This is a genomic window from Streptomyces vietnamensis (genome assembly GCF_000830005.1).
GTDB classification, from domain to species: Bacteria; Actinomycetota; Actinomycetes; order Streptomycetales; family Streptomycetaceae; genus Streptomyces; species Streptomyces vietnamensis.
Map to the genome: position 1 here is coordinate 6,124,533 of NZ_CP010407.1, position 20,468 is coordinate 6,145,000.

Annotated in this window: 18 protein-coding genes (1 of these 18 only partly in view); 12 read left to right on the plus strand and 6 right to left on the minus strand. The window is 71.0% G+C overall.

Features of this window, described 5'->3' with window-relative positions; genetic code table 11:
- Positions 1-135: 135 nt before the first annotated feature.
- Positions 136-969 (minus strand): hypothetical protein, encoded by an 834-nt coding sequence (locus SVTN_RS27610; protein WP_041131532.1) that lies wholly within the window; start codon positions 967-969, stop codon positions 136-138.
- On the minus strand, positions 969-2,273 hold the full coding sequence (gene eccE / locus SVTN_RS27615) for a type VII secretion protein EccE (RefSeq protein ID WP_041131533.1): 1,305 nt from the start codon (positions 2,271-2,273) through the stop codon (positions 969-971). The genes SVTN_RS27610 and eccE overlap by 1 nt, the downstream gene beginning before the upstream one ends.
- Before the next feature lie 190 nt (positions 2,274-2,463).
- Here eccE and eccB point away from each other — a divergent pair, with 190 nt between their 5' ends.
- From eccB to SVTN_RS27635, 4 genes are all read left to right on the plus strand, one after another.
- On the plus strand, positions 2,464-4,008 hold the full coding sequence (gene eccB / locus SVTN_RS27620; protein ID WP_041131534.1) for a type VII secretion protein EccB: 1,545 nt from the start codon (positions 2,464-2,466) through the stop codon (positions 4,006-4,008).
- A 12-nt stretch (positions 4,009-4,020) separates the two neighbouring features.
- Positions 4,021-5,274 carry a type VII secretion-associated serine protease mycosin gene (mycP, locus tag SVTN_RS27625; RefSeq protein WP_041131535.1) on the plus strand — a complete coding sequence of 418 codons (1,254 nt, stop codon included), beginning with the start codon at positions 4,021-4,023 and terminating at the stop codon, positions 5,272-5,274.
- A gap of 190 nt (positions 5,275-5,464) precedes the next feature.
- On the plus strand, positions 5,465-5,815 hold the full coding sequence (locus SVTN_RS27630; protein WP_041131536.1) for a WXG100 family type VII secretion target: 351 nt from the start codon (positions 5,465-5,467) through the stop codon (positions 5,813-5,815).
- A gap of 53 nt (positions 5,816-5,868) precedes the next feature.
- Positions 5,869-6,159 (plus strand): WXG100 family type VII secretion target, encoded by a 291-nt coding sequence (locus SVTN_RS27635; RefSeq protein WP_017235850.1) that lies wholly within the window; start codon positions 5,869-5,871, stop codon positions 6,157-6,159.
- Between the two features lie 63 nt (positions 6,160-6,222).
- Here the strand turns inward: SVTN_RS27635 and SVTN_RS27640 are convergent, their stop codons facing one another.
- Both SVTN_RS27640 and SVTN_RS27645 read right to left on the minus strand, forming a co-directional pair.
- Positions 6,223-6,507: a DUF397 domain-containing protein gene (locus SVTN_RS27640; protein WP_041131537.1), complete on the minus strand. Its 285-nt coding sequence runs from the start codon at positions 6,505-6,507 to the stop codon at positions 6,223-6,225.
- 82 nt (positions 6,508-6,589) lie between these two features.
- Positions 6,590-10,543, minus strand: a complete 3,954-nt coding sequence (locus SVTN_RS27645) for a type VII secretion protein EccC (RefSeq protein WP_041131538.1) — start codon at positions 10,541-10,543, stop codon at positions 6,590-6,592.
- Positions 10,544-10,769: 226 nt separating this feature from the next.
- On the opposite strand from SVTN_RS27645, the gene eccD reads away from it, so the two are divergent.
- The 6 genes from eccD to SVTN_RS27675 all read left to right on the plus strand — a co-directional run bounded on the left by eccD (position 10,770) and on the right by SVTN_RS27675 (position 17,869).
- Positions 10,770-12,245: a type VII secretion integral membrane protein EccD gene (gene eccD, locus SVTN_RS27650; protein ID WP_041131539.1), complete on the plus strand. Its 1,476-nt coding sequence runs from the start codon at positions 10,770-10,772 to the stop codon at positions 12,243-12,245.
- A gap of 216 nt (positions 12,246-12,461) precedes the next feature.
- Positions 12,462-12,752, plus strand: coding sequence for a 30S ribosomal protein S15 (gene rpsO, locus SVTN_RS27655; RefSeq protein WP_015036567.1), 291 nt, complete (start codon positions 12,462-12,464; stop codon positions 12,750-12,752).
- Positions 12,753-13,033: 281 nt separating this feature from the next.
- Positions 13,034-15,253 (plus strand): polyribonucleotide nucleotidyltransferase, encoded by a 2,220-nt coding sequence (locus tag SVTN_RS27660; protein WP_041131540.1) that lies wholly within the window; start codon positions 13,034-13,036, stop codon positions 15,251-15,253.
- The gene (locus SVTN_RS27665; protein WP_041131541.1) at positions 15,250-16,629 is read left to right on the plus strand and encodes a M16 family metallopeptidase; all 1,380 of its coding nucleotides are present in this window, start codon (positions 15,250-15,252) and stop codon (positions 16,627-16,629) included. The genes SVTN_RS27660 and SVTN_RS27665 overlap by 4 nt, the downstream gene beginning before the upstream one ends.
- 29 nt (positions 16,630-16,658) lie before the next feature.
- Entirely contained in the window at positions 16,659-17,411 is a 753-nt protein-coding gene (dapB, locus tag SVTN_RS27670) for a 4-hydroxy-tetrahydrodipicolinate reductase (RefSeq protein ID WP_041131542.1), read from the plus strand.
- A gap of 5 nt (positions 17,412-17,416) precedes the next feature.
- Entirely contained in the window at positions 17,417-17,869 is a 453-nt protein-coding gene (locus tag SVTN_RS27675) for a membrane protein (protein WP_041131543.1), read from the plus strand.
- Here SVTN_RS27675 and SVTN_RS27680 read toward each other — a convergent pair.
- Together SVTN_RS27680 and SVTN_RS27685 are read right to left on the minus strand one after the other, a co-directional pair.
- Entirely contained in the window at positions 17,859-18,419 is a 561-nt protein-coding gene (locus tag SVTN_RS27680) for a PH domain-containing protein (protein WP_041131544.1), read from the minus strand. The two genes, SVTN_RS27675 and SVTN_RS27680, sit on opposite strands and share 11 nt — an antisense overlap.
- Before the next feature lie 54 nt (positions 18,420-18,473).
- Positions 18,474-18,713 (minus strand): hypothetical protein, encoded by a 240-nt coding sequence (locus SVTN_RS27685; RefSeq protein ID WP_041134294.1) that lies wholly within the window; start codon positions 18,711-18,713, stop codon positions 18,474-18,476.
- A gap of 338 nt (positions 18,714-19,051) precedes the next feature.
- Between SVTN_RS27685 and dapA the strand changes: the two genes are divergently transcribed.
- Both dapA and SVTN_RS27695 read left to right on the plus strand, forming a co-directional pair.
- Entirely contained in the window at positions 19,052-19,951 is a 900-nt protein-coding gene (dapA, locus tag SVTN_RS27690; RefSeq protein ID WP_041131545.1) for a 4-hydroxy-tetrahydrodipicolinate synthase, read from the plus strand.
- Positions 19,952-20,051: 100 nt separating this feature from the next.
- Positions 20,052-20,468, plus strand: the 5' end (the start) of a protein-coding gene (locus tag SVTN_RS27695; RefSeq protein ID WP_041131546.1) for a ribonuclease J. The gene runs 1,269 nt beyond the window's last position; 417 of the gene's 1,686 nt are visible here — the first part of the coding sequence; its start codon is at positions 20,052-20,054; its stop codon lies beyond the right edge, outside the window.

The window sequence follows — 20,468 nt, forward strand, 5'->3', positions numbered from 1 at the left end:
CGCCCGCCTCCACGGACCGTTCCGGGCCCCAAGTGACCCGGTCGCGCCGCAGAGTGAGAACCCCCACCGTTCAAAACGATGCAAAAGCGGACGTACTTGAACGACTTCACGTCATGACGTCGCCGCTCGGCCGCCTCAGTCCATCCGGCGCGCGCCGCCCAACAATCCGGTCTCGGCGTCCGTCGCCTGCGTCATCACGAACTGGCGGTCGTTCGGCGTGCACCAGAGGGTCACCCCGTCGGCGAGCGTGGACAGCGCCTCGTACTCGTGCCGCGGCAGGCTCATGATGCGGCCGATCTGGGCCGCCTCGTCGGGGGACACCCGCTGGACCCCGACCAGGGAGGACTTCTCCAGGAGCCGGGGCGCGACCGGGCTCAGATAGGGCAGCAGCGTCACCACCGACTGCCAGGGCGCCGACACGACACGGCCGCGCGGCGGCCGCATGCCGCAGTCGCGCACCACGACCACCGGACTGCCCGCCGAGGCGCCCTGCGGCGGCACCCGGCCCACGTCGTGCAGCGTGATGCACGGCTGCCCGCCGCCCGCGGCCTGCGCGAGGGCCGTCCACGCCTGCGCGCGCCCGGTCTCGACCGCCACCCGGGCGCCCGTCGCGGCCGCCCGCAGGGCCAGCACCTGCGCGGTCCACAGACCGCCGATGAGCGTGACGTCGTACGGGACGGGCCGGTTGATGCCGAGCACGGCCGGGCGGCCCTCGGCGTCCACGCCGATCACCATGCCGTCGTCGCCGACCGGCAGGGCCAGCGCCTCCAGCTGTTCCAGGGGTACGGAGTGCCGGTCGCGGCGCGGCCCGACGAGCCCGAACCCGAACCGGGGCCGCGTGACCCGCCCCGTACGCCGGGCGGAGGAAGCGCCGGGAGAAGGAGCGCCCGGGTAAGGAGCGCCCGAGGAGGAAGCGCCCGGGTAAGGAGCACCCGAGGCCGGAGACGTACCGAAAGAAGCGGTGGACATCAGCGCGCACCCCCCAGCGGAAGCGTCGCCAGGATGCCGGGCACCTGTTCCCGGTCGAGGCGCACCAGACCCGTCCTCACTCCGCGCGCCGCACGCTCCAGCTCGTGCCGCGCGGCCACCAGTTCCTCGTCGCTGCGTCCGGTGATGCGCACGTGTCCGGTCACCGTCACCTCCTGCCGGTCCCCGCCGCTCAGCGTCAGGCTGAACGTCGTCGCGAGCGCGGGCAGCGAGGTCAGCAGGGCCACCAGCTGCGGCATCGACGCGCCCGCGCCGCCGCTCCGGCCGCCCAACTGGGGCCAGCGCCCCACCCAGTACGTCGTGTGCCGCCGGTCGTCCACCCGCCAGGTCCGCGCGGTCTCCTGGGTGCGGCGCCCCTGCGCCTGCCCCCGGCCCGCCTGCGCTATCGCCATCGGGCTGGCGCAGCTCGACGTGGCGAGCGCGGAGGTCAGTTCCTGCTCCGTCAGCACGCTCGCCCGGAACCCGGCGCCCGCGAGCCGGCTCGCCAGCTGGTCCGCAGCCCGCACCACGCACTTCTGGGCGCCCGTCATGCCGCCGCCGCGCGCGGCGACCGCCTCCGGGCAGAGTTCGGGGTCGAGCTTGAGCGCGATCCAGGTGATCCGCACCGCGGGCGAACCCGTCTGCGCCTGCAGCGGCCCGTAGTTGCGGGCGGCCATCGACTGCGCGGGCAGGTGCGGCGCGGGCGCCGGCTGCGTGTGCTGCACGATCTGCGCCGACTCCAGGCGGATGCCGTCCACGCTCAGCACGTCCCGGACGAGCCCGACGGGCAGCGGCTTCGCCGCGCGGTCCGGACGCAGCGCCGTGCCGTCCGACTCGACCCGCAGGACGGCGGTCAGGAAGGTGCCGTCGCCGACCATCCCGACCGGACGCCGGTCACGGTCGCTGTACGCGTAGGTCCGCAGCGCCGGATCGCACTCCACGAGCGGTGCGAACCCCGGCTCGGTGCCCTCCGGCACCGTGAACGAGGAGGCCCGGCGCGAACGGGCGCGCAGCGCGAGGAAGGTGCCCAGCCACTCGGGCAGCGAACGCCGGTGCCGGCGCACCACGGCGAGCAGCACGAGCACGACGGCGACCACGCCCGCGGGCACGAGCAGCATCGGCTCGACGACCCAGGCGAGGAGCAGCAGCGCCGCCGCCACCTCGACCAGTACGAGCTGTTGCAATCGGAACGAACCGAAGTGTCCCGGGCGTGCCTGGAGCCTCGGTGAGACCGCGGGTGCGGGTCCCGTGGACGGGGGTGTGGAGGCAGCGGCCGCGGCGGGCCGCCTCCGCCTCGCGGAAGCCATGATGGAGAATCCCCCTCAATTCGTCCCGATGACCCTGGCCCGCCAGGGCTTTGGCGGCCGGATCACCCTACCCGCCCCACGAACCCCACGGGACAGCAGGCATAGTAGGGGGCCGGTCCGAAGGCCGGGGCCCGGGTGTCACCACCCCGGCGCCCCGCGCGAAGATCGCGCCTGACGAGAATGGGGACTCATGGCATCGCGGCGGGACGAGCTCAACGCGTACACCTTTGCGAAGAAGCGCACGGTGGCGGCATTCCTCCAACCCTCGCCCTCCGGCACGGAGGAGGGGGCACCGAAGCCGCTGAAGGCGGTCGTCCCCGGCCTGATCGTCTCCGCGCTCGTCGTCGCCGGATTCGGCGCCTGGGGCATGTTCAGCCCCACCGCCCCCAAGGGCTGGGACACCCCCGGCACCCGGGTCATCATCGGCAAGCAGTCGACGACCCGGTACGTCGTCCTGGAGACCGGCAAGGGCAAGGACAAGAAGACCCTGCTCCACCCCGTCCTCAACCTCGCCTCCGCCCGACTGCTGCTCAACCCCGACCAGTTCCAGGTCATCCAGGTCGACGACAAGAAGCTCGACGAGGGCAAGCCGCCGCGCGGCCCCATCCTCGGCATCCCGTACGCCCCCGACCGGCTTCCCGCCCCGGACGACGCGGGCAGGAAGAAGCGCTGGGCCGTCTGCGAGCAGCCCGGTGGCGGCAAGGGCGCCAGCGTCCAGAAGGCGACCTTCCTCTTCGCCGAGCGCGACGCCAAGCGGACCGAGGGCGACCACAAGCTGAAGGACGGGCAGGTCCTGTACGTCAAGGGCCAGAAGGGCAACGCCCAGTTCCTCGTCGACCACACCGGCACCAAGTACCCGGTGAAGGCCGACCGGGCCGGGCTCCTCACCGCCCTCGTCGGCCTCGGCAAGGAACCGCAGGCCGTCACCGACGACTGGCTCGCCACCCTGAAGACCGGCGACGAGATCGACTTCCCGCACATCGACGGCACGGTCGGCGCCTCCGCCGGCATCCCCGGCAACACCCTCACGGGGACCGAGAACCGGATCGGCATGGTCCTCCTCGCCCAGACCGGCTCGGGACCGCAGTACTACGTCGTCCTCGCCGGCAAGGTCCAGCCCGTCACCCCCTTCACCGCCTGGCTGCTCATCAACTCCCCGGAGACCGGCAACCTCGACATGGACGGCAAGGCCACCACCGTCGACGCCTCCTCCTTCGTCCCGGACCCCACCGTCTTCCACGACGGCGTCCGCTGGCCGACCCTGAAGTCCACCCAGATCAACGCCTCCACCGGCGAGGGCGCCCGCGACACGATCTGCAGCGTCCTCACCGACGTCAACGAGAAGGGCGACACCGAGCTCGCCACCTGGGCCGGCACCGAGTACCCCGCCGACATCACGGCCGGCGGCACCAGCACGTACGTCACCCCCGGCACCGGCCTGCTCTACACCCAGATCCAGGGCAAGCAGAAGACGCCCGACGGCTCCCTCTTCCTCGTCACCGACACCGGCCTGCGGTACGCCGTCCAGGCCAACGGCGACAGCGACTCCGCCCGCTCCGAGATCGGCGCCGGCGAGCAGAAGCAGACCGACGGCAGGCCGGAACCCAGCGACGCCCAGAAGCGTCTCGGCTACGAGAACGTCCAGCCGGTCCTCGTCCCGATCGAATGGTCGGAGTTCCTGTCGAAGGGCCCGAGGCTCGACACCAACAGCGCGCGTCAGCCGCAGGGTTCCTAGGGGGTGGCACCGGTGACGACGACGAACCGCACGACCGCCCTGCTCGCCGCGGGCACCCTCGTGGCCCTGCTCGCCGCCCCCGCCGCGGCGGCCCAGCCGCGCGACGACGGCCCGGCCCTCGACGGCAGCGGCGAGTGCACCTTCCCCATGAAGAAGCAGATCGAGGGCATCCCCTGGCCGCTCCAGCGGGTCCTCCTCGACGAGCTGTGGCAGGACACCAAGGGCAAGGGCGTCCGGGTCGCCGTCATCGACACCGGCGTCGACGACGTCAACCAGCAGCTGAGCTCCGCCGTCGACGCCAAGTCGGGCAAGGACTACCTCAAGCCCGACAAGAACAACCCCTCCTACGGCGACGAGAAGCGCGGCAAGACCGACGGCACCGTCGACGAGGTCGGCCACGGCACCAAGGTCGCCGGCATCATCGCCGCCCGCCCCCGCAAGGGCACCGGCTTCGTCGGCCTCGCCCCCGAGGCGACGATCATCCCGATCCGGCAGAACGACGAGAAGAACAGCGGCAAGTCCGACACCATGGCCCAGGCGATCGACTACGCCGTGCTCAAGGGCGCCAAGGTCATCAACATCTCGCAGGACACCACCCAGCCGATGAGCCCGGACTCGCCCATGGCCAGGTCGGTGGCCAAGGCGATCGAGAAGGACGTCGTGATCGTCGCCTCCGCGGGCAACGACGGCATGGACGGCAAGAGCAAGAAGACGTACCCGGCGGCCTTCCCCGGCGTCCTCGCCGTCGCCTCCTCCGACCGGAACAACGAACGCGCCGCCTTCTCCCAGTCCGGCCCCATGGTGGGCGTCGCCGCCCCCGGCGTCGACATCGTCTCCACCGTTCCCGGCGGCGGCCAGTGCGTCGACAACGGCACCAGCTTCTCCGCCCCGTACGTCGCCGGCGTCGCCGCCCTGCTCCGCGCCAAGTACCCGGAGTGGAGCGCGGCCCAGATCGTCACCCGCATCGAGCAGACCGCCGTCCGCTCGATCAACGGCCGTGACGACCACGTCGGTTGGGGTGTGGTCGATCCGGTGCGGGCGCTCGCCGACCAGCCCGGGACGCCCGCCTCCTCGCCCGTGCCCGACCCGGGCCCGCCCAAGCCGCCGGCTCCCGAGCCGGCCCGTCTGGTGCTGTCGGAGACGCCCCAGGAGCGCTCCGAACGGCTCGCCACCTACACGTTGGGGATCGGAGGTGTCCTGGTGGCCGTGGTCGCAGGGACCGCCACCGTGATCCGCGACAGCCGCCGCAGGAGGGAGGCCCGGTGACGCGCGTACCGGTCAAGTATCGGGACCTTCCTTTGCAGTTGGAACTGCCGCCGTCAATGGCTACAGTGACCGCTGGGGGCACGACAGTGCGAACCCAGCACGGGGGCGGCATCAGAAGATTCCCGTCCGCATCAACACCGGAAGGCCCGACGGCCCGTCCGTCGACGCCGCCGAAGGAAGAAGGGGCAAGATGTCGAAAGACCTGAACGTAACCAGTGCCGAACAAGTCAAGCTCGCCGGCCGGATCCAGGACTTCTCCGACGAGCTCCAGGCCCGCATCACCTCCCTCAACGGTGTGGTGGACCGCGTTCAGGCGGGCTGGCAGGGCGCTGCGAGCAAGGAGTACGACCGGGTCCAGAACGACCTGAACCAGCGTCTGCGCAGCATGCGCGCCGAGCTCAGCAAGCTCGAGGAGATCATGCGCATGAGCGCCGACGGGTTCTCGCAGGAGGAGGAGGACCGCATGCGGTCCTTCCGTCAGATGGACAGCAGCTCCGGCGCCGGTGCCTCCGGCGGTCAGAGCGCCATCCTCGGCATCTGAGCCGTCCGACCCGACCAGTCCTCCGCGCCACTCTCACCCGAGGAGTCAACACCATGACCACTGCGGTCAATTACGACACCGTGACGCAGGCGGCGGCCGACACCCGCCTGACCTCCAGCACCCTCACGCAGAAGCTCGACGACCTCATGGCCGAGGTCAACCGCGTCGCCTCCAACTGGGAAGGTGAAGCGAAGATCGCCTACCGCGAGAGCCAGGACCGCCTGACCCGCGACATGGCCGGCATGAACCAGGACCTGGCGCGCATCGCCCAGCTCCTCGACGAGTCGGTCGCCGGCTACCAGGACACGGACAAGGGCAACGCGGCTCGCTTCCGCATGATGTGATTCCTTGCCGATACGCGTGAGGGGGTGGCCCGTTCCCACGGGCCACCCCCTCACGCGTATCCCCTAGCGCAGGTCGAACTCGCCGTCACGGGCGCCCAGGACGAACGCGTCCCACTCGGCCTTCGTGTAGCGCAGCACCGTGTCCTTGTCGAGGGACGAGCGCATCGCCACCGCGCCCTCGGGCAGCCGGGCGATCTCCACGCGCTCCTCGTCCGGGCTCGTCCCCGGGGCGCCCTGCCACTCGACGCCGGAGATGTCGAGCGCGTACAGCTCGTCCTTCTGGCGCTGCTTCTCGGCGGCGAGCGCGGCGTCCGCGCTCTCGGCGGTGGTCTCGTGTGCGTCGCTCATCGGCGCTTTCCCTTCGCGGTGGTACGACGGTCCCTCCCACCGTAGCGGGAGGGACCGCTCCGTTCCGTGCTGTTCCGGCAGCTCAGTGCTGTTCGGGCAGCCAGCCCAGCTGCACCAGCGGCGTCCCGCGCTTCCGCGAGATGAACGTGCCCCGGCCCGGAGGCATCGGACGCGCCCGGACGCCGCCGAGGATGTCGCCCTCCTGCGGGTCGCCGGAGAGGAGCACGCCCTGCGCGCCCAGCTCCCGCATCCGCTGCATGAACGGCTCGTACATCGCCCGGGAGGCGCCCGCCTGGCTGCGGGCCACGATGAACCGGATGCCGACGTCCCGCGCGAACGGCAGGTTCTCCACCAGAACGGCCAGCGGGTTCCCCGAGTTGGTCGCCACCAGCTCGAAGTCGTCGACGAGGACGAACAGTTGGGGACCCGACCACCAGCTGCGGTCGCGCAGCTGCTGCGGCGTGATGTCGGGCTTCGGCGCCCGCTTCGTCATCACCGTGTTGACCGCGTCCATGTGCATCTGCATGGCCGAGGCCATCGGCGCGTACTCCAGGAGGTGCGAGGGCGCCACCGCCTCCAGCATCGTCCGCCGGTAGTCGCCGACCACGATCCGCGCCTGCTCGGGCGTGTACCGCTCGCACAGCTGCTTGGCGATCAGCCGCAGCAGCGCCGTCTTGCCGGACTCGCTCTCGCCGAAGATCAGGAAGAACGGATCGGACTCGAAGTCGACGAACACCGGCTCCAGGTTCGTCTCGTCGATGCCGATCGCGATGCCGTGCTGCGGGTACTCGAAGCCCTTCGGCAGCTGCTCCGCGGGCAGCCTGCGCGGCAGCAGCCGCACCGCGGGGGCCGGGGCTCCGGTCCAGCTCGCCTTCACCGCCTGGACGAACGCCGCCGTGCCGTCCGCCAGGTCGGCCGAGGAGCTCGACCCGTCGATCCGCGGCAGCGCGCCCATGAAGTGCAGCTTCTCCGGGACCTGGCCGCGGCCCGGCACGCCGGTCGGCACGTTCGCCGCGACCTTGCGGTCGAACTCGGAGTCCATGACGTCACCGAGCCGCAGTTCGAGCCGGCCCAGCATCTGGTCCTTGAGCGCCGCACGCACCTCCATGTACCGGGCGGCGGTGATGACCACGTGGATGCCGTAGCCCAGACCGCGCGCCGCGATGTCGGAGACGATCGGCTCCAGCATGTCGTAGTCGTTGCGGAAGGTTCCCCAGCCGTCCACGATCAGGAAGACGTCGCCCCAGGCCTCGCCCGGCAGTTCGCCCGCGGCCCGCTTGCGCCGGTAGGTCGCGATCGAGTCGATGGAGTGCGCGCGGAAGAACTCCTCCCGCCGGTTCAGGACGCCCATGACCTCCGCGACCGTCCGGCGCACCCGCTCCGGGTCGAGCCGGGACGCCACCCCGCCGACGTGCGGCAGATCGGCCAGCGAGACCATGCCGCCGCCACCGAAGTCCAGGCAGTAGAACTGCACTTCGGCCGGGGTGTGGGTGAGCGCGAACGAGGAGACGAGCGTGCGCATGATCGTCGACTTGCCGGACTGCGGACCGCCGACCACCATCATGTGACCGGCCGCACCCGAGAAGTCCCGGTACAGCACCTCGCGCCGCTGCTCGAACGGCTTGTCGATGAGCCCGAGCGGCACCGTGAGCGCGCCCTGACGCGTGTACTCCGTCGCCGTGAGCCCCCGGTCCGCGGTCTGCGCGAGCCCCGGCAGCAGCTGGTCGAGCGAGGGCGCCTGGTCGAGCGGCGGCAGCCACACCTGGTGCGCCGGCACCCCCTGGCCCTCCAGACGCCGCACGATCACGTCGAGGACGGTGTCCGCGAGCGCGTCGTCCTCCTCGTTCCGCTGCGCCGTGAGGTACGCCGGGTCCGGCGCCGCGTACACCACCGGCACCGGCGCCGCCGTGAACAGCGCGGGCCGCCGCTCCACCGGCATCTGCCCGATCTCCAGACGCGGCCCGCCCGTCCGGTACGTCCCCGAGACGTACGCCGCCTTGAAGCGGGTCATCTCGTCCGTACCGAACTTCAGATAGCCCGAACCCGGCACCGACGGCAGGTGGTACGCGTCCGGCACACCGATCGCCGTCCGCGACTCCGCCGCCGAGAAGGTCCGCAGACCGATCCGGTACGAGAGGTACGTGTCCAGGCCCCGCAGCTTGCCCTCCTCCAGGCGCTGGGAGGCGAGCAGCAGGTGCACACCCAGGGAGCGGCCGATGCGGCCGATCTGGATGAACATGTCGATGAAGTCCGGCTTGGCGGTGAGGAGCTCGGAGAACTCGTCGATCACCAGGACCAGCGAGGCCAGCGGTTCGAGGGGCGCACCCGCCGCCCGCGCCTTCTCGTAGTCGTGGATGTTGGCGTAGTTGCCCGCCGAGCGCAGCAGCTCCTGCCGCCGCTGGAGCTCGCCGCGGATCGCGTCGCCCATGCGGTCGACGAGCGTCAGGTCGTCGGCGAGGTTGGTGATGACCGCCGCCACGTGCGGCATCTGCGACATGCCCGCGAAGGTCGCGCCGCCCTTGAAGTCCGCGAGGACGAAGTTCAGCGTCTCCGAGGAGTGCGTCACCGCCAGACCGAGCACCAGCGTGCGAAGGAGCTCCGACTTTCCGGAACCCGTCGCGCCGACGCACAGACCGTGCGGGCCCATGCCCTCCTGCGCGGCCTCCTTCAGGTCCAGCATGACCGGCAGGCCGTCCTCGCCGACACCGATCGGCACGCGAAGCCGCTCGGCCACCGACCGGGGCCGCCAGGTCCGCGTCACGTCCACCGAGGCCGCGTCGCCCAGGTTCAGCAGGTCCGTGAAGTCCAGGTTGGCGAGCAGCGGCTCGTCGTCGTCCCCGCCGCCCATCCGCAGCGGCGCCAGCTGCCGGGCCAGCGCCTCGGCCGCCGGCAGCGAGATGCCGTCCGGCAGCCCCTCGTACGCGAAGCCGCCGCCCGACTCCAGACGCAGCCGGCCCGGCCGTACCACCACCGAGAGGCCACCGCGCGGCTCGTCGAGCTCACCGGAGACGACCTCCACGATCGTCACGCCCTGCAGGCCCTCGGCCGCCGCGAGCAGCGAGTCCGGCGGCACCATCCCGCCGTCCAGGACCACCACCACGTGCGGCTGGTCGAGCACCGGCTGGTTCTCCCGGGAGAACCGCGGCCGCCCGTCCAGCTTCGAGCGGACCAGGTTCTCCAGCTCACCGAGGTCGTCGCCGAACAGCCGCTTCGTACCGGCCCCGTCGACCTGCCCCGGCACCTGGGTGTGCGGCAGCCACTTCGTCCAGTCCCAGCGCTCCTGAGCCGGCCGCGCCGCCACCACGGCGAGCATCAGGTCGTCGGGGGAGTGCAGCGTCACCAGCTGCGCCACGAGGGCACGCGCCGCGGCCTGCGCCGACTCCGGCTCGCCCGACACCGTCACGTGGTAGAACGCCCGCATCGAGACCGCCATCGGCAGCCCGTCCAAGGTGCCGTGCACCGCAAGGAACTGCTGCATCGCACCCGCGCACAGCGGCTCCAGCTCGTCCACCGGAGCCGTGTCCGGCGCCACCAGGGGAGTCGCCAACTGCTGCGCCCCGAGGCCGATCCGCGCCTGCCCGAAGTCATGGTCGCCGACCCGGCGCTCCCACACCCGGGAACCCTCGGCCACCACCGACCACAGCTGCTCGGGGGCGGGGTGCAGATACAGCTGGGCGTCCCGCTGCTTGCGCGCCGTGCGCCGGACCGTACGCCGGGTCTGCGCGAGGTATTTGAGGTAGTCGCGGCGGACATCGGCCATTTGCCCCTGCGTACCGCGACGGAATCTGACGAACTGGGCGATGGCCATTCCGACCGTCGACGCCAGCATCAGCGAGCCCATGATCCGCATGATCGGAGACGGCGTCATGAAGAAGAAGACGACCGAAGAACCCATGCCGAGCATCGGCAGGAGCTGCATCAACGCCGACTCCTGCTGTCCCCGCGGAAGTTCCGGCGGAGACTCCAGGACCAGTTCCTCACCGGGCACTTCCGGAGGAAGGGACCTCGGCGGGCGTTTGACGACGATCTGGCTCACCGGCGCATCAATCCCTCGTTGGAGGCGGGCTCGTGGCGGGAGCATCCGCACGCGACCCCTGTCGGCAGCCGGGCGCGCGGACTTCCCCCATGGGACGGCGATCCTACTTGCAGCCCCCACCTGCCGTCCCCGGTAGGGTGGCGCGCGCATCGTGCGCAACCGCGAATCAGGACGGGCGCAACCGCGAACCGGACGGCCGCAACCGCGAATCAGGGGGTCCACACACGTGAGTACGACCGCAACGACCGGCTTCTGCCGCGTCACCGTCGTGGCGCCGGACAGCCGCATCGACGTCGCGCTCCCCGAGGACATCGCCGTCGCCGACGTCTACCCGGAGATCCTGCGCCTCACCGGCCAGACCCAGGCGGCGGGCACACCGACCGGCTACCACCTGGTCCGCCGCGACGGATCCGTCCTCGACGGCGCCCGCACCCTCGCCGCCCAGCAGGTCCTCGACGGCGAGGTGCTCTCCCTGCGGCCCTTCGCCCAGTCCCTGCCGCCGGCCGTCTACGACGACGTGTCCGACGCCGTCGCCTCCGCCGTCACCCGCGACCGGCACCTGTGGAGCGACGAACTCCTCCGCGGCGCCGGACTCCTCGGCGGCGTGCTGCTCCTCGTCCTCATGGGCTTCGTCCTCTGGTTCGCCGACCCGGTCCGCCACGACATGCACAGCCTCCCCGGGATCATCGCGGGCGCCGCCGGCTTCCTCCTCACCGCCTTCGCCGGCGTCCGCGCCCGCGTCTACGCGGACCGGGCGACCGCCGTCGCCCTCGGCCTCGGCGCCCTGCCGCTGCTCCTCATCGCCGGCTCCGGCATCATCGCCCCCGACGCCGGCCAGGGCCCCGGCCGCCTGCAGTTCCTGCTCGGCTGCGTCACCGTCCTCGTCGCCTCCGTGGCCCTCGTCGCGCTCACCCCCAGCGGCGACGCCCCCTTCGTCGCCGCCACCTTCCTCGCCGGCGTCGGCACCCTCGCCACCTTCCTGATGATCCTCACGGAGGCCACCGCCACCGAGGCCGCCGCGGCCTGCGCGCCCGTCGCCATCGGCGCCGTCGCCTTCCTGCCCGGCCTCTCCGCCCGCTTCGCCCGGCTCCCCATCGGCTACGCCGCCCCGCGCAGCGCCGCAGAGGACGACTTCTCCGCCGACCCGCAGCAGCCCGGCGAGGAGGCGCAGCCCGTCGACGGCGAGCGCATCGCGCTCCAGGCCCGCCGCGGGCACGAGATGCTCCTCGGCCTGGTCGGCGGCTGCGCTGCCGTCGTCGTCGGCTCCGCCGCCGTCCTCGGCTTCGCCGGGAACGTCTGGGGCCAGCTCCTCGCCCTCGCCGCCGGCCTCGCGATGCTGCTGCGCGCCCGCCTCTTCCGGTACACCTCGCAGGTCGCCTGCGTCCTCGTCGCCGGCATCGCCGCCATCGCGCTGCTCGTCCTCGGCCTCTCCCTCAACCCGCCGGCCGACCTGGTCAAGGACCTCCTCATGTACGGGGACCGGGGCGGCCTCGACATCCGGACGATCTGGCTCACCGCCGCCGTCGCCGCCGGCGCAGCGCTGGTCACCGCGATCGGCCTGATCATCCCGAGGAAGGGCCTCTCGCCGTTCTGGGGCCGGCTCCTCGACCTGGCCGAGGGCTTCGTCCTGCTCTCCCTCGTCCCGCTCGCCCTCGCGGTCCTCGACGTCTTCACCCGGGTCCGCTCCCTCACCAGCAAGTAGCACCGGCAAGCGGAAAAGGGGCCCGGGGGCGCTCCGGCAAGCTGGTACGCTGTGTAACGGCCGTTTGTGTACGCGCTCCCGGAAAGCCCCCGAGACCACTCGGAAGCCTCTGGAAGCTGCGCCCATCGGACCTTCGCCCGTCGAGTCACGGAAGCTTCCCCTGAGAACTGGACCAGGGGCACTCGCGGGCGCACGAACACCAAAGAGGAGATCCGCGTGGCTCTCGACGCCGCTGTCAAGAAGCAGATCATGGCCGAGTTCGGCACCAAGGAGGGCGACACCGGCTCCCCCGAGGTCCAGGTCGCGATGCTGTCCCGTCGCATCTCGGACCTGACCGAGCACCTCAAGCAGCACAAGCACGACCACCACTCCCGTCGTGGTCTGCTGATCCTGGTCGGCCAGCGCCGCCGCCTGCTGCAGTACCTGGCGAAGAAGGACATCCAGCGCTTCCGTACGCTGGTCGACCGCCTCGGCATCCGCCGCGGTGCGGCCGGCGGCGCCAAGTAAGACGCCATGAAGGGAGCGGTTCCCACTTTCAGGGGGCCGCTCCCTTTGCTGTACGTGCACAAAGTGCGCATCGGCACTTAGTCTGGTCGCACAACCCCATACGACGAGCGCGCAGCCGCCGGCCAGCCGCCGGTCCTCGGTAGTGGCCCCCGGAAACGAAGACCCGGGTGCTTCGATCGAAGACCGGCCCGCACCCTAGGCGAGCTCTCCGCCCCGTCGCACACCGTCCCCGGCCACACGGGCCGAAGGACGCAAAGACGAACACGTAGGAGAAACCCATAGTGGAGAACGAGACCCACTACGCCGAGGCCGTCATCGACAACGGCGCCTTCGGTACCCGCACCATCCGCTTCGAGACCGGCCGTCTCGCCAAGCAGGCCGCCGGCTCCGCCGTCGCCTACCTGGACGACGACACGATGGTCCTCTCCGCGACCACCGCCTCGAAGCGCCCCAAGGACCAGCTCGACTTCTTCCCCCTGACGGTGGACGTCGAGGAGCGGATGTACGCGGCCGGCAAGATCCCCGGCTCCTTCTTCCGCCGTGAGGGCCGCCCCTCCGAGGACGCCGTCCTCACCTGTCGTCTGATCGACCGCCCGCTGCGCCCCTCCTTCAAGAAGGGCCTGCGCAACGAGATCCAGATCGTCGAGACGATCATGGCGCTCAACCCCGACCACCTGTACGACGTGGTCGCGATCAACGCCGCCTCCTGCTCCACGCAGCTCGCCGGCCTGCCCTTCTCCGGCCCGATCGGCGGCACCCGTGTCGCCCTGATCAAGGGCCAGTGGGTCGCGTTCCCGACGCACACCGAGCTCGAGGACGCCGTCTTCGACATGGTCGTCGCCGGTCGCGTCCTGGAGGACGGCGACGTCGCGATCATGATGGTCGAGGCCGAGGCCACCGAGAAGACCATCCAGCTGGTCAAGGGCGGCGCCGAGGCGCCGACCGAGGAGGTCGTCGCCGCCGGTCTCGAGGCCGCGAAGCCCTTCATCAAGGTCCTCTGCAAGGCCCAGTCGGACCTCGCCGCCAAGGCCGCCAAGCCCACCGGCGAGTTCCCGGTCTACCTCGACTACCAGGACGACGTCCTGGAGGCGCTCTCCGCCGCCGTCAAGGACGAGCTCGCCCAGGCGCTCACCATCGCCGGCAAGCAGGAGCGCGAGACCGAGCTCGACCGCATCAAGGACCTCGCCGCCGAGAAGCTCCTCCCGGCCTTCGAGGGCCGCGAGAAGGAGATCGCGGGCGCCTACCGCGCGCTGACCAAGAAGCTGGTCCGCGAGCGCATCATCAAGGACAAGGTCCGCATCGACGGCCGCGGCATCACGGACATCCGTACGCTCGCCGCCGAGGTCGAGGCCATCCCGCGCGTGCACGGCTCGGCGCTGTTCGAGCGTGGCGAGACCCAGATCCTGGGCGTCACCACCCTCAACATGCTCCGCATGGAGCAGCAGCTGGACACCCTCTCCCCGGTGACCCGCAAGCGCTACATGCACAACTACAACTTCCCGCCGTACTCCGTCGGCGAGACCGGCCGCGTGGGCTCGCCCAAGCGCCGCGAGATCGGCCACGGCGCCCTCGCCGAGCGCGCCCTCGTCCCGGTCCTCCCGACCCGCGAGGAGTTCCCCTACGCGATCCGCCAGGTGTCCGAGGCCCTCGGCTCCAACGGTTCGACGTCCATGGGCTCGGTCTGCGCCTCCACCATGTCGCTGCTGAACGCCGGTGTGCCGCTGAAGGCCCCCGTCGCCGGCATCGCCATGGGTCTGATCTCCGAGGAGATCGACGGCCAGACGCACTACGTCGCCCTCACCGACATCCTCGGTGCGGAGGACGCCTTCGGCGACATGGACTTCAAGGTCGCCGGTACGAAGGAGTTCGTCACCGCCCTCCAGCTCGACACCAAGCTGGACGGCATCCCGGCCTCCGTCCTGGCCGCGGCCCTCAAGCAGGCCCGCGACGCCCGCCTCCACATCCTCGACGTGATGATGGAAGCGATCGACACGCCGGACGAGATGTCCCCGAACGCCCCGCGGATCATCACCGTCAAGATCCCCGTGGACAAGATCGGTGAGGTCATCGGCCCCAAGGGCAAGATGATCAACCAGATCCAGGAGGACACCGGCGCCGAGATCACGATCGAGGACGACGGCACCATCTACATCGGTGCCGCCGACGGCCCGGCCGCCGAGGCCGCCCGCGCCACGATCAACGGCATCGCCAACCCGACCATGCCGGAGGTCGGCGAGCGCTACCTGGGTACGGTCGTCAAGACCACCACCTTCGGTGCCTTCGTCTCCCTGCTCCCGGGCAAGGACGGCCTGCTGCACATCTCGCAGATCCGCAAGCTCGCCGGTGGCAAGCGCGTGGAGAACGTCGAGGACGTGCTCGCGATCGGCTCCAAGGTCCAGGTCGAGATCGCCGAGATCGACCAGCGCGGCAAGCTCTCCCTGATCCCCGTGATCGCGGACGAGGACGGCGCCGAGGGTGACAAGGACGACGCTGCCAAGTGACGTCCCGTAGTTCCCGCGCGACGGCCCGCCCCTCTTCGGAGGGGCGGGCCGTCGCCCGTACCCAAACGCTTCTCCCGGGCAAGGACGGCATCGGCACGGTCCGCCGCACGACCCTCCCCGGGGGCCTGCGGATCGTCACCGAGACCCTCCCCTCCGTGCGCTCCGCCACCTTCGGCATCTGGGCGCACGTCGGCTCCCGCGACGAGACCCCGACGCTCAACGGCGCGACCCACTACCTGGAGCACCTCCTCTTCAAGGGCACCCACAAGCGGTCCGCCCTCGACATCTCCGCCGCGATCGACGCGGTCGGCGGCGAGATGAACGCCTTCACGGCGAAGGAGTACACCTGCTACTACGCCCGGGTCCTCGACACCGACCTGCCGCTGGCGATCGACGTCGTCTGCGACATGCTCACGGACTCGCTCATCCTCGACGAGGACGTGGACGCCGAGCGCGGCGTCATCCTCGAAGAGATCGCGATGACCGAGGACGACCCCGGTGACGTCGTGCACGAGCTGTTCGCGCAGACGATGTTCGGCGACACCCCGCTGGGCCGCCCGGTCCTCGGCACCGTCGACACGATCAACGCGCTCAGCCGCGGCCAGATCGCCCGCTTCTACAAGAAGCACTACGACCCGACCCACCTGGTCGTCGCCTGCGCCGGCAACGTCGACCACGCCACGGTGGTGCGCCAGGTCCGCCGCGCCTTCGAGAAGGCCGGCGCCCTCGGCCGTACCGACGCCGTCCCCGTCGCCCCCCGCGAGGGCTCCCGGACCCTCCGTACGGCGGGCCGCGTCGAGCTGCTCAACCGCAAGACCGAGCAGGCCCACGTGGTCCTCGGCATGCCGGGCCTGGCCCGCACCGACGAGCGCCGCTGGGCCCTCGGCGTGCTGAACACCGCCCTCGGCGGCGGCATGTCCTCCCGCCTCTTCCAGGAGGTCCGCGAGAAGCGCGGCCTGGCCTACAGCGTGTACTCGTACACCTCGGGCTTCGCCGACTGCGGCCTCTTCGGGGTGTACGCGGGCTGCCGGCCCAGCCAGGTCCACGACGTCCTGAAGATCTGCCGGGACGAGCTCGACAAGGTCGCGTCCGACGGCCTCACGGACGAGGAGATCACCCGCGCCGTCGGGCAGCTCTCCGGCTCGACCGTGCTCGGCCTGGAGGACACCGGCGCGCTGATGAACCGCATCGGCAAGAGCGAGCTGTGCTGGGGCACCCAGATGTCGGTCGACGACATGCTGACCCGGATCGCGGCGGTCACCCCGGACGAGGTCCGCGAGGTCGCCCGCGATGTACTGGAGCAGCGGCCCTCGCTGTCGGTGATCGGCCCGCTGAAGGACAAGCAGGCGGACCGCCTCCACCAAGCGGTCTCCTGACTGACCCACAAGTCCCGTAAGGAAGAGCAATGAGCAAGCTGCGTGTGGCGGTCCTCGGAGCCAAGGGCCGCATCGGCTCCGAGGCGGTCAGGGCCGTCGAGGCCGCCGAGGACATGGAACTGGTCGCGGCCCTCGGCCGCGGCGACGACCTGGAGGCGCTCACCGAGGCGGGCGCCCAGGTCGTCGTCGAGCTGACCACCCCCGACTCGGTCATGGAGAACCTCGACTACTGCGTGCGCCACGGCATCCACGCGGTGGTCGGCACCACCGGCTGGACCGAGGACCGCCTCGCGCAGCTGCGGACCTGGCTCGCCGCCTCCCCGGAGACCGGCGTCCTCATCGCCCCGAACTTCTCCATCGGCGCGGTCCTCACCATGAAGTTCGCGCAGATCGCGGCCCCGTACTTCGAGTCCGTCGAGGTCGTCGAACTGCACCACCCGAACAAGGTGGACGCCCCCTCCGGCACCGCCACCCGCACCGCCCAGCTGATCGCCGAGGCCCGGTCGAAGGCAGGCTGCGCCCCGCAGCCCGACGCCACGACCACCGCCCTCGACGGCGCGCGCGGGGCGAACGTCGACGGCGTTCCCGTCCACGCGGTACGCCTCCGGGGCCTGCTCGCCCACCAGGAGGTGCTGCTCGGCGGCGAGGGCGAGACCCTCACCGTCCGGCACGACTCCCTGCACCACTCCAGCTTCATGCCGGGCATCCTCCTGGGCGCCCGCCGCGTGACCAGCACTCCTGGCCTCACCTTCGGCCTGGAGCACTTCCTGGACCTGGGCTGACGGCCATGGGCGGAAAGATCACGTACGTCTTCCTCTCCACCGTGCTCGTCCTCGTCTTCGGCGTGGTGGCGATGGAGGGCGTCCTGCTCCTCCTCACGGGCGAGCCGGCCGCCATGGGCATGGGCGCGGTGGCGTTCCTGCTGCCCGCCGTCGGCGGCTGGTTCCTCTGGAAGAACACCAGCTTCGCGCGCCGGGCCAACCGCCTGGCCGCGGAGCTGGAGGCCGAGGGCGGCCTGCCCGTCGACGAGCTGAAGCGCACGGAGGGCGGCCGGATCCTCCGGGACTCGGCCGACGAGGTCTTCGCTCGGCGCAAGGCCGAGACGGAGGACTCACCGGAGGACTGGCGCTGCTGGTTCCGGCTCGCGGTGGCCTACCACGACGCCCGGGACACCCCGCGGGCCCGCAAGGCGATGCAGCGGGCCATCGCGCTCCACGAGGGGCGTCCGGTCAGCGCGTAGCGACCGGGGCCGTGCCGTACTCGGCGTTCCAGGCCTCGACCGTGTCGGCCGCCCGGTCGAAGGCCTCGATGCGGGAGAGGAAGTCGGCGTTGTGGTCGGTGAGCAGCAGCAGCTGCTCACCACCCCGCCGGTCGAGCACCAGGGCCTGGCCCTGGACCGTGCGGGGGAGTCCCAGCCAGCGCACCGGCTGCTGGGTGGTCCGCAGGGACGTCACCTTCGCCCAGGGCACGGTGACCGTCGAGAAGAAGCCCACGCGCCGCACACCGGCGCGGCTCACCCAGGCGCCCATGCGCAGCATCCGCAGGGCGGCCGCGATGACGAGCACGGCGATGCCGAACGTGACGCCCGCGCCGCCGAAGGCCCCGGCGAACGCGACGATCACGGAGGCGAGCAGGACGAACGAGGCGAGCAGCAGCGCGAGTGCCGCCGCTCCCACCCGCCACGACCCCGGCCGGTACGGACGACGCCACTGATCGTGGTCGTCGAACGGCAGGGCGACATGGTCGGTCGTGTCAAAAGCACGGTCGGCCGTCAGGAAGGGCAGGGGCACGACAGGTCCTCACTCACAAGCACGCTCGAAGGGGCAGTGCCCGGTGAGGCTACCTCAGCGGTTGTCGGAGGCCTCGGACTGCTGCTGACGAGTGCCCGAGTCCCCCGACTGGAGCGAGGGCATCCCGAAGACCAGGGACCCGGCGAGGCCGGCCACGACGGTCAGCCCGAGCAGGGTGCGGCCCACGATCTGCGAGGCGCTGAGGCGCTCCCGGGGCGGTGGAGTGACGTTACTGCGGAAGTGGTCGGCCTCCGCGACGAACGCGAACGGTACGGCCTCTCTCCGGCGGAACATCAGGGCCACTCTCCTTGTCTTCGTCGTGATGCGTCACAGGTACAGACGACGGAACCGACGTTTTGGTGCCCTTTTTCATCAAAGCGGCCGAATCTCATCCTCCGGGAGGACGCCGCCGAGGAAGGCGATCACCGTGTTGGACGACTGTGCAGTCCCATACGGCACACATGTCCGAACACACGATGCGAAGTGTCCGTATTGCGACGTTTCACGAAGTTCATCTAGGCTGATCAAACGGACCCGGCGCTGCCTGAACCCCCGAGCAGGCAGCGCCGGGCTCCTCTTCTCCTGTCCCCCTCAGGGGCGCCCGGCGCTGAGCAGCGAGTAGCGTGTTACCCATGGCTCCGATCTCCACTCCGCAGACCCCCTTCGGGCGGGTCCTCACCGCCATGATCACGCCCTTCACGGCGGACGGCGCACTCGACCTCGACGGTGCCCAGCGACTCGCCAGCCACCTGGTGGACGCGGGCAACGACGGCCTCGTCATCAACGGCACCACCGGTGAGTCCCCGACCACCAGCGACGCGGAGAAATCGGACCTCGTACGAGCGGTACTGGAGGCGGTGGGCGACCGCGCCCACGTCGTCGCCGGCATCGGCACCAACGACACCCACCACTCCATCGAACTGGCCCGCACCGCCGAGCGCGACGGCGCCCACGGCCTCCTCGCCGTGACGCCGTACTACAACAAGCCCCCGCAGGAGGGCCTGTACCGGCACTTCTCGGCCATCGCCGACGCCACCGGCCTCCCCGTGATGCTCTACGACATCCCCGGCCGCAGCGGCGTCCCGATCGACACCGAGACGATCGTCCGCCTCGCCGAGCACCCGCGCATCGTCGCCAACAAGGACGCCAAGGGCGACCTCGGCCGCGCCAGCTGGGCCATCGCCCGCTCCGGCCTCGCCTGGTACTCCGGCGACGACATGCTCAACCTGCCGCTGCTCTCCGTCGGCGCCTGCGGCTTCGTCTCCGTCGTCGGCCACCTCGTCACCCCGGAGCTCCGCGCCCTCCTCGACGCCCACCTCGGCGGCGAGGTCCAGAAGGCCACCGAGATCCACCAGAAGCTGCTCCCGGTCTACACCGGCATGTTCCGCACCCAGGGCGTCATGACCACCAAGGCCGCCCTCGCCCTCCAGGGCCTCCCGGCCGGCCCGCTGCGACTCCCGCTCGTCGAGCTCTCCGAGCAGGAGACCGAGCAGCTCAAGGTCGACCTGGCCGCCGGCGGGGTAGAACTCTGACAACAGACTTCACAACTGAACACTGACAACAGCAAGTGCACGATTGTCATGCGCGCCACGTGCCCGACCGGTACGTGGCGCGCATGGTGAGGAGAGTCTTTTGAGTCATCCGCATCCTGAACTCGGCGCCCCGCCGAAGCTGCCCAAGGGCGGCCTGCGCGTCATCCCGCTCGGTGGCCTCGGTGAGATCGGCCGCAACATGACGGTCTTCGAGTTCGACGGCCGTCTGCTGATCGTCGACTGCGGCGTCCTCTTCCCTGAAGAGGAGCAGCCCGGCATCGACCTGATCCTGCCGGACTTCACCATCATCCGGGACCGCCTCGACGACATCGAGGGCATCGTGCTCACGCACGGCCACGAGGACCACATCGGTGCCGTCCCGTACCTGCTCCGGCTGAAGCCGGACATCCCGCTCATCGGCTCCAAGCTGACCCTCGCCCTCATCGAGGCGAAGCTCCAGGAGCACCGCATCCGCCCCTACACCCTCGAGGTGAAGGAAGGCGACCGCGAGCAGCTG

Bases quoted from the DNA above. Each gene is read 5' to 3' on its own strand.
- SVTN_RS27610 (WP_041131532.1), bottom strand. From the start codon at position 969: ATGTCCACCGCTTCTTTCGGTACGTCTCCGGCCTCGGGTGCTCCTTAC.
- eccE (WP_041131533.1), bottom strand. From the start codon at position 2,273: ATGGCTTCCGCGAGGCGGAGGCGGCCCGCCGCGGCCGCTGCCTCCACA.
- eccB (WP_041131534.1), top strand. From the start codon at position 2,464: ATGGCATCGCGGCGGGACGAGCTCAACGCGTACACCTTTGCGAAGAAG.
- SVTN_RS27630 (WP_041131536.1), top strand. From the start codon at position 5,465: ATGTCGAAAGACCTGAACGTAACCAGTGCCGAACAAGTCAAGCTCGCC.
- SVTN_RS27635 (WP_017235850.1), top strand. From the start codon at position 5,869: ATGACCACTGCGGTCAATTACGACACCGTGACGCAGGCGGCGGCCGAC.
- SVTN_RS27640 (WP_041131537.1), bottom strand. From the start codon at position 6,507: ATGAGCGACGCACACGAGACCACCGCCGAGAGCGCGGACGCCGCGCTC.
- dapB (WP_041131542.1), top strand. From the start codon at position 16,659: ATGAGCAAGCTGCGTGTGGCGGTCCTCGGAGCCAAGGGCCGCATCGGC.
- SVTN_RS27675 (WP_041131543.1), top strand. From the start codon at position 17,417: ATGGGCGGAAAGATCACGTACGTCTTCCTCTCCACCGTGCTCGTCCTC.
- SVTN_RS27685 (WP_041134294.1), bottom strand. From the start codon at position 18,713: ATGTTCCGCCGGAGAGAGGCCGTACCGTTCGCGTTCGTCGCGGAGGCC.
- dapA (WP_041131545.1), top strand. From the start codon at position 19,052: ATGGCTCCGATCTCCACTCCGCAGACCCCCTTCGGGCGGGTCCTCACC.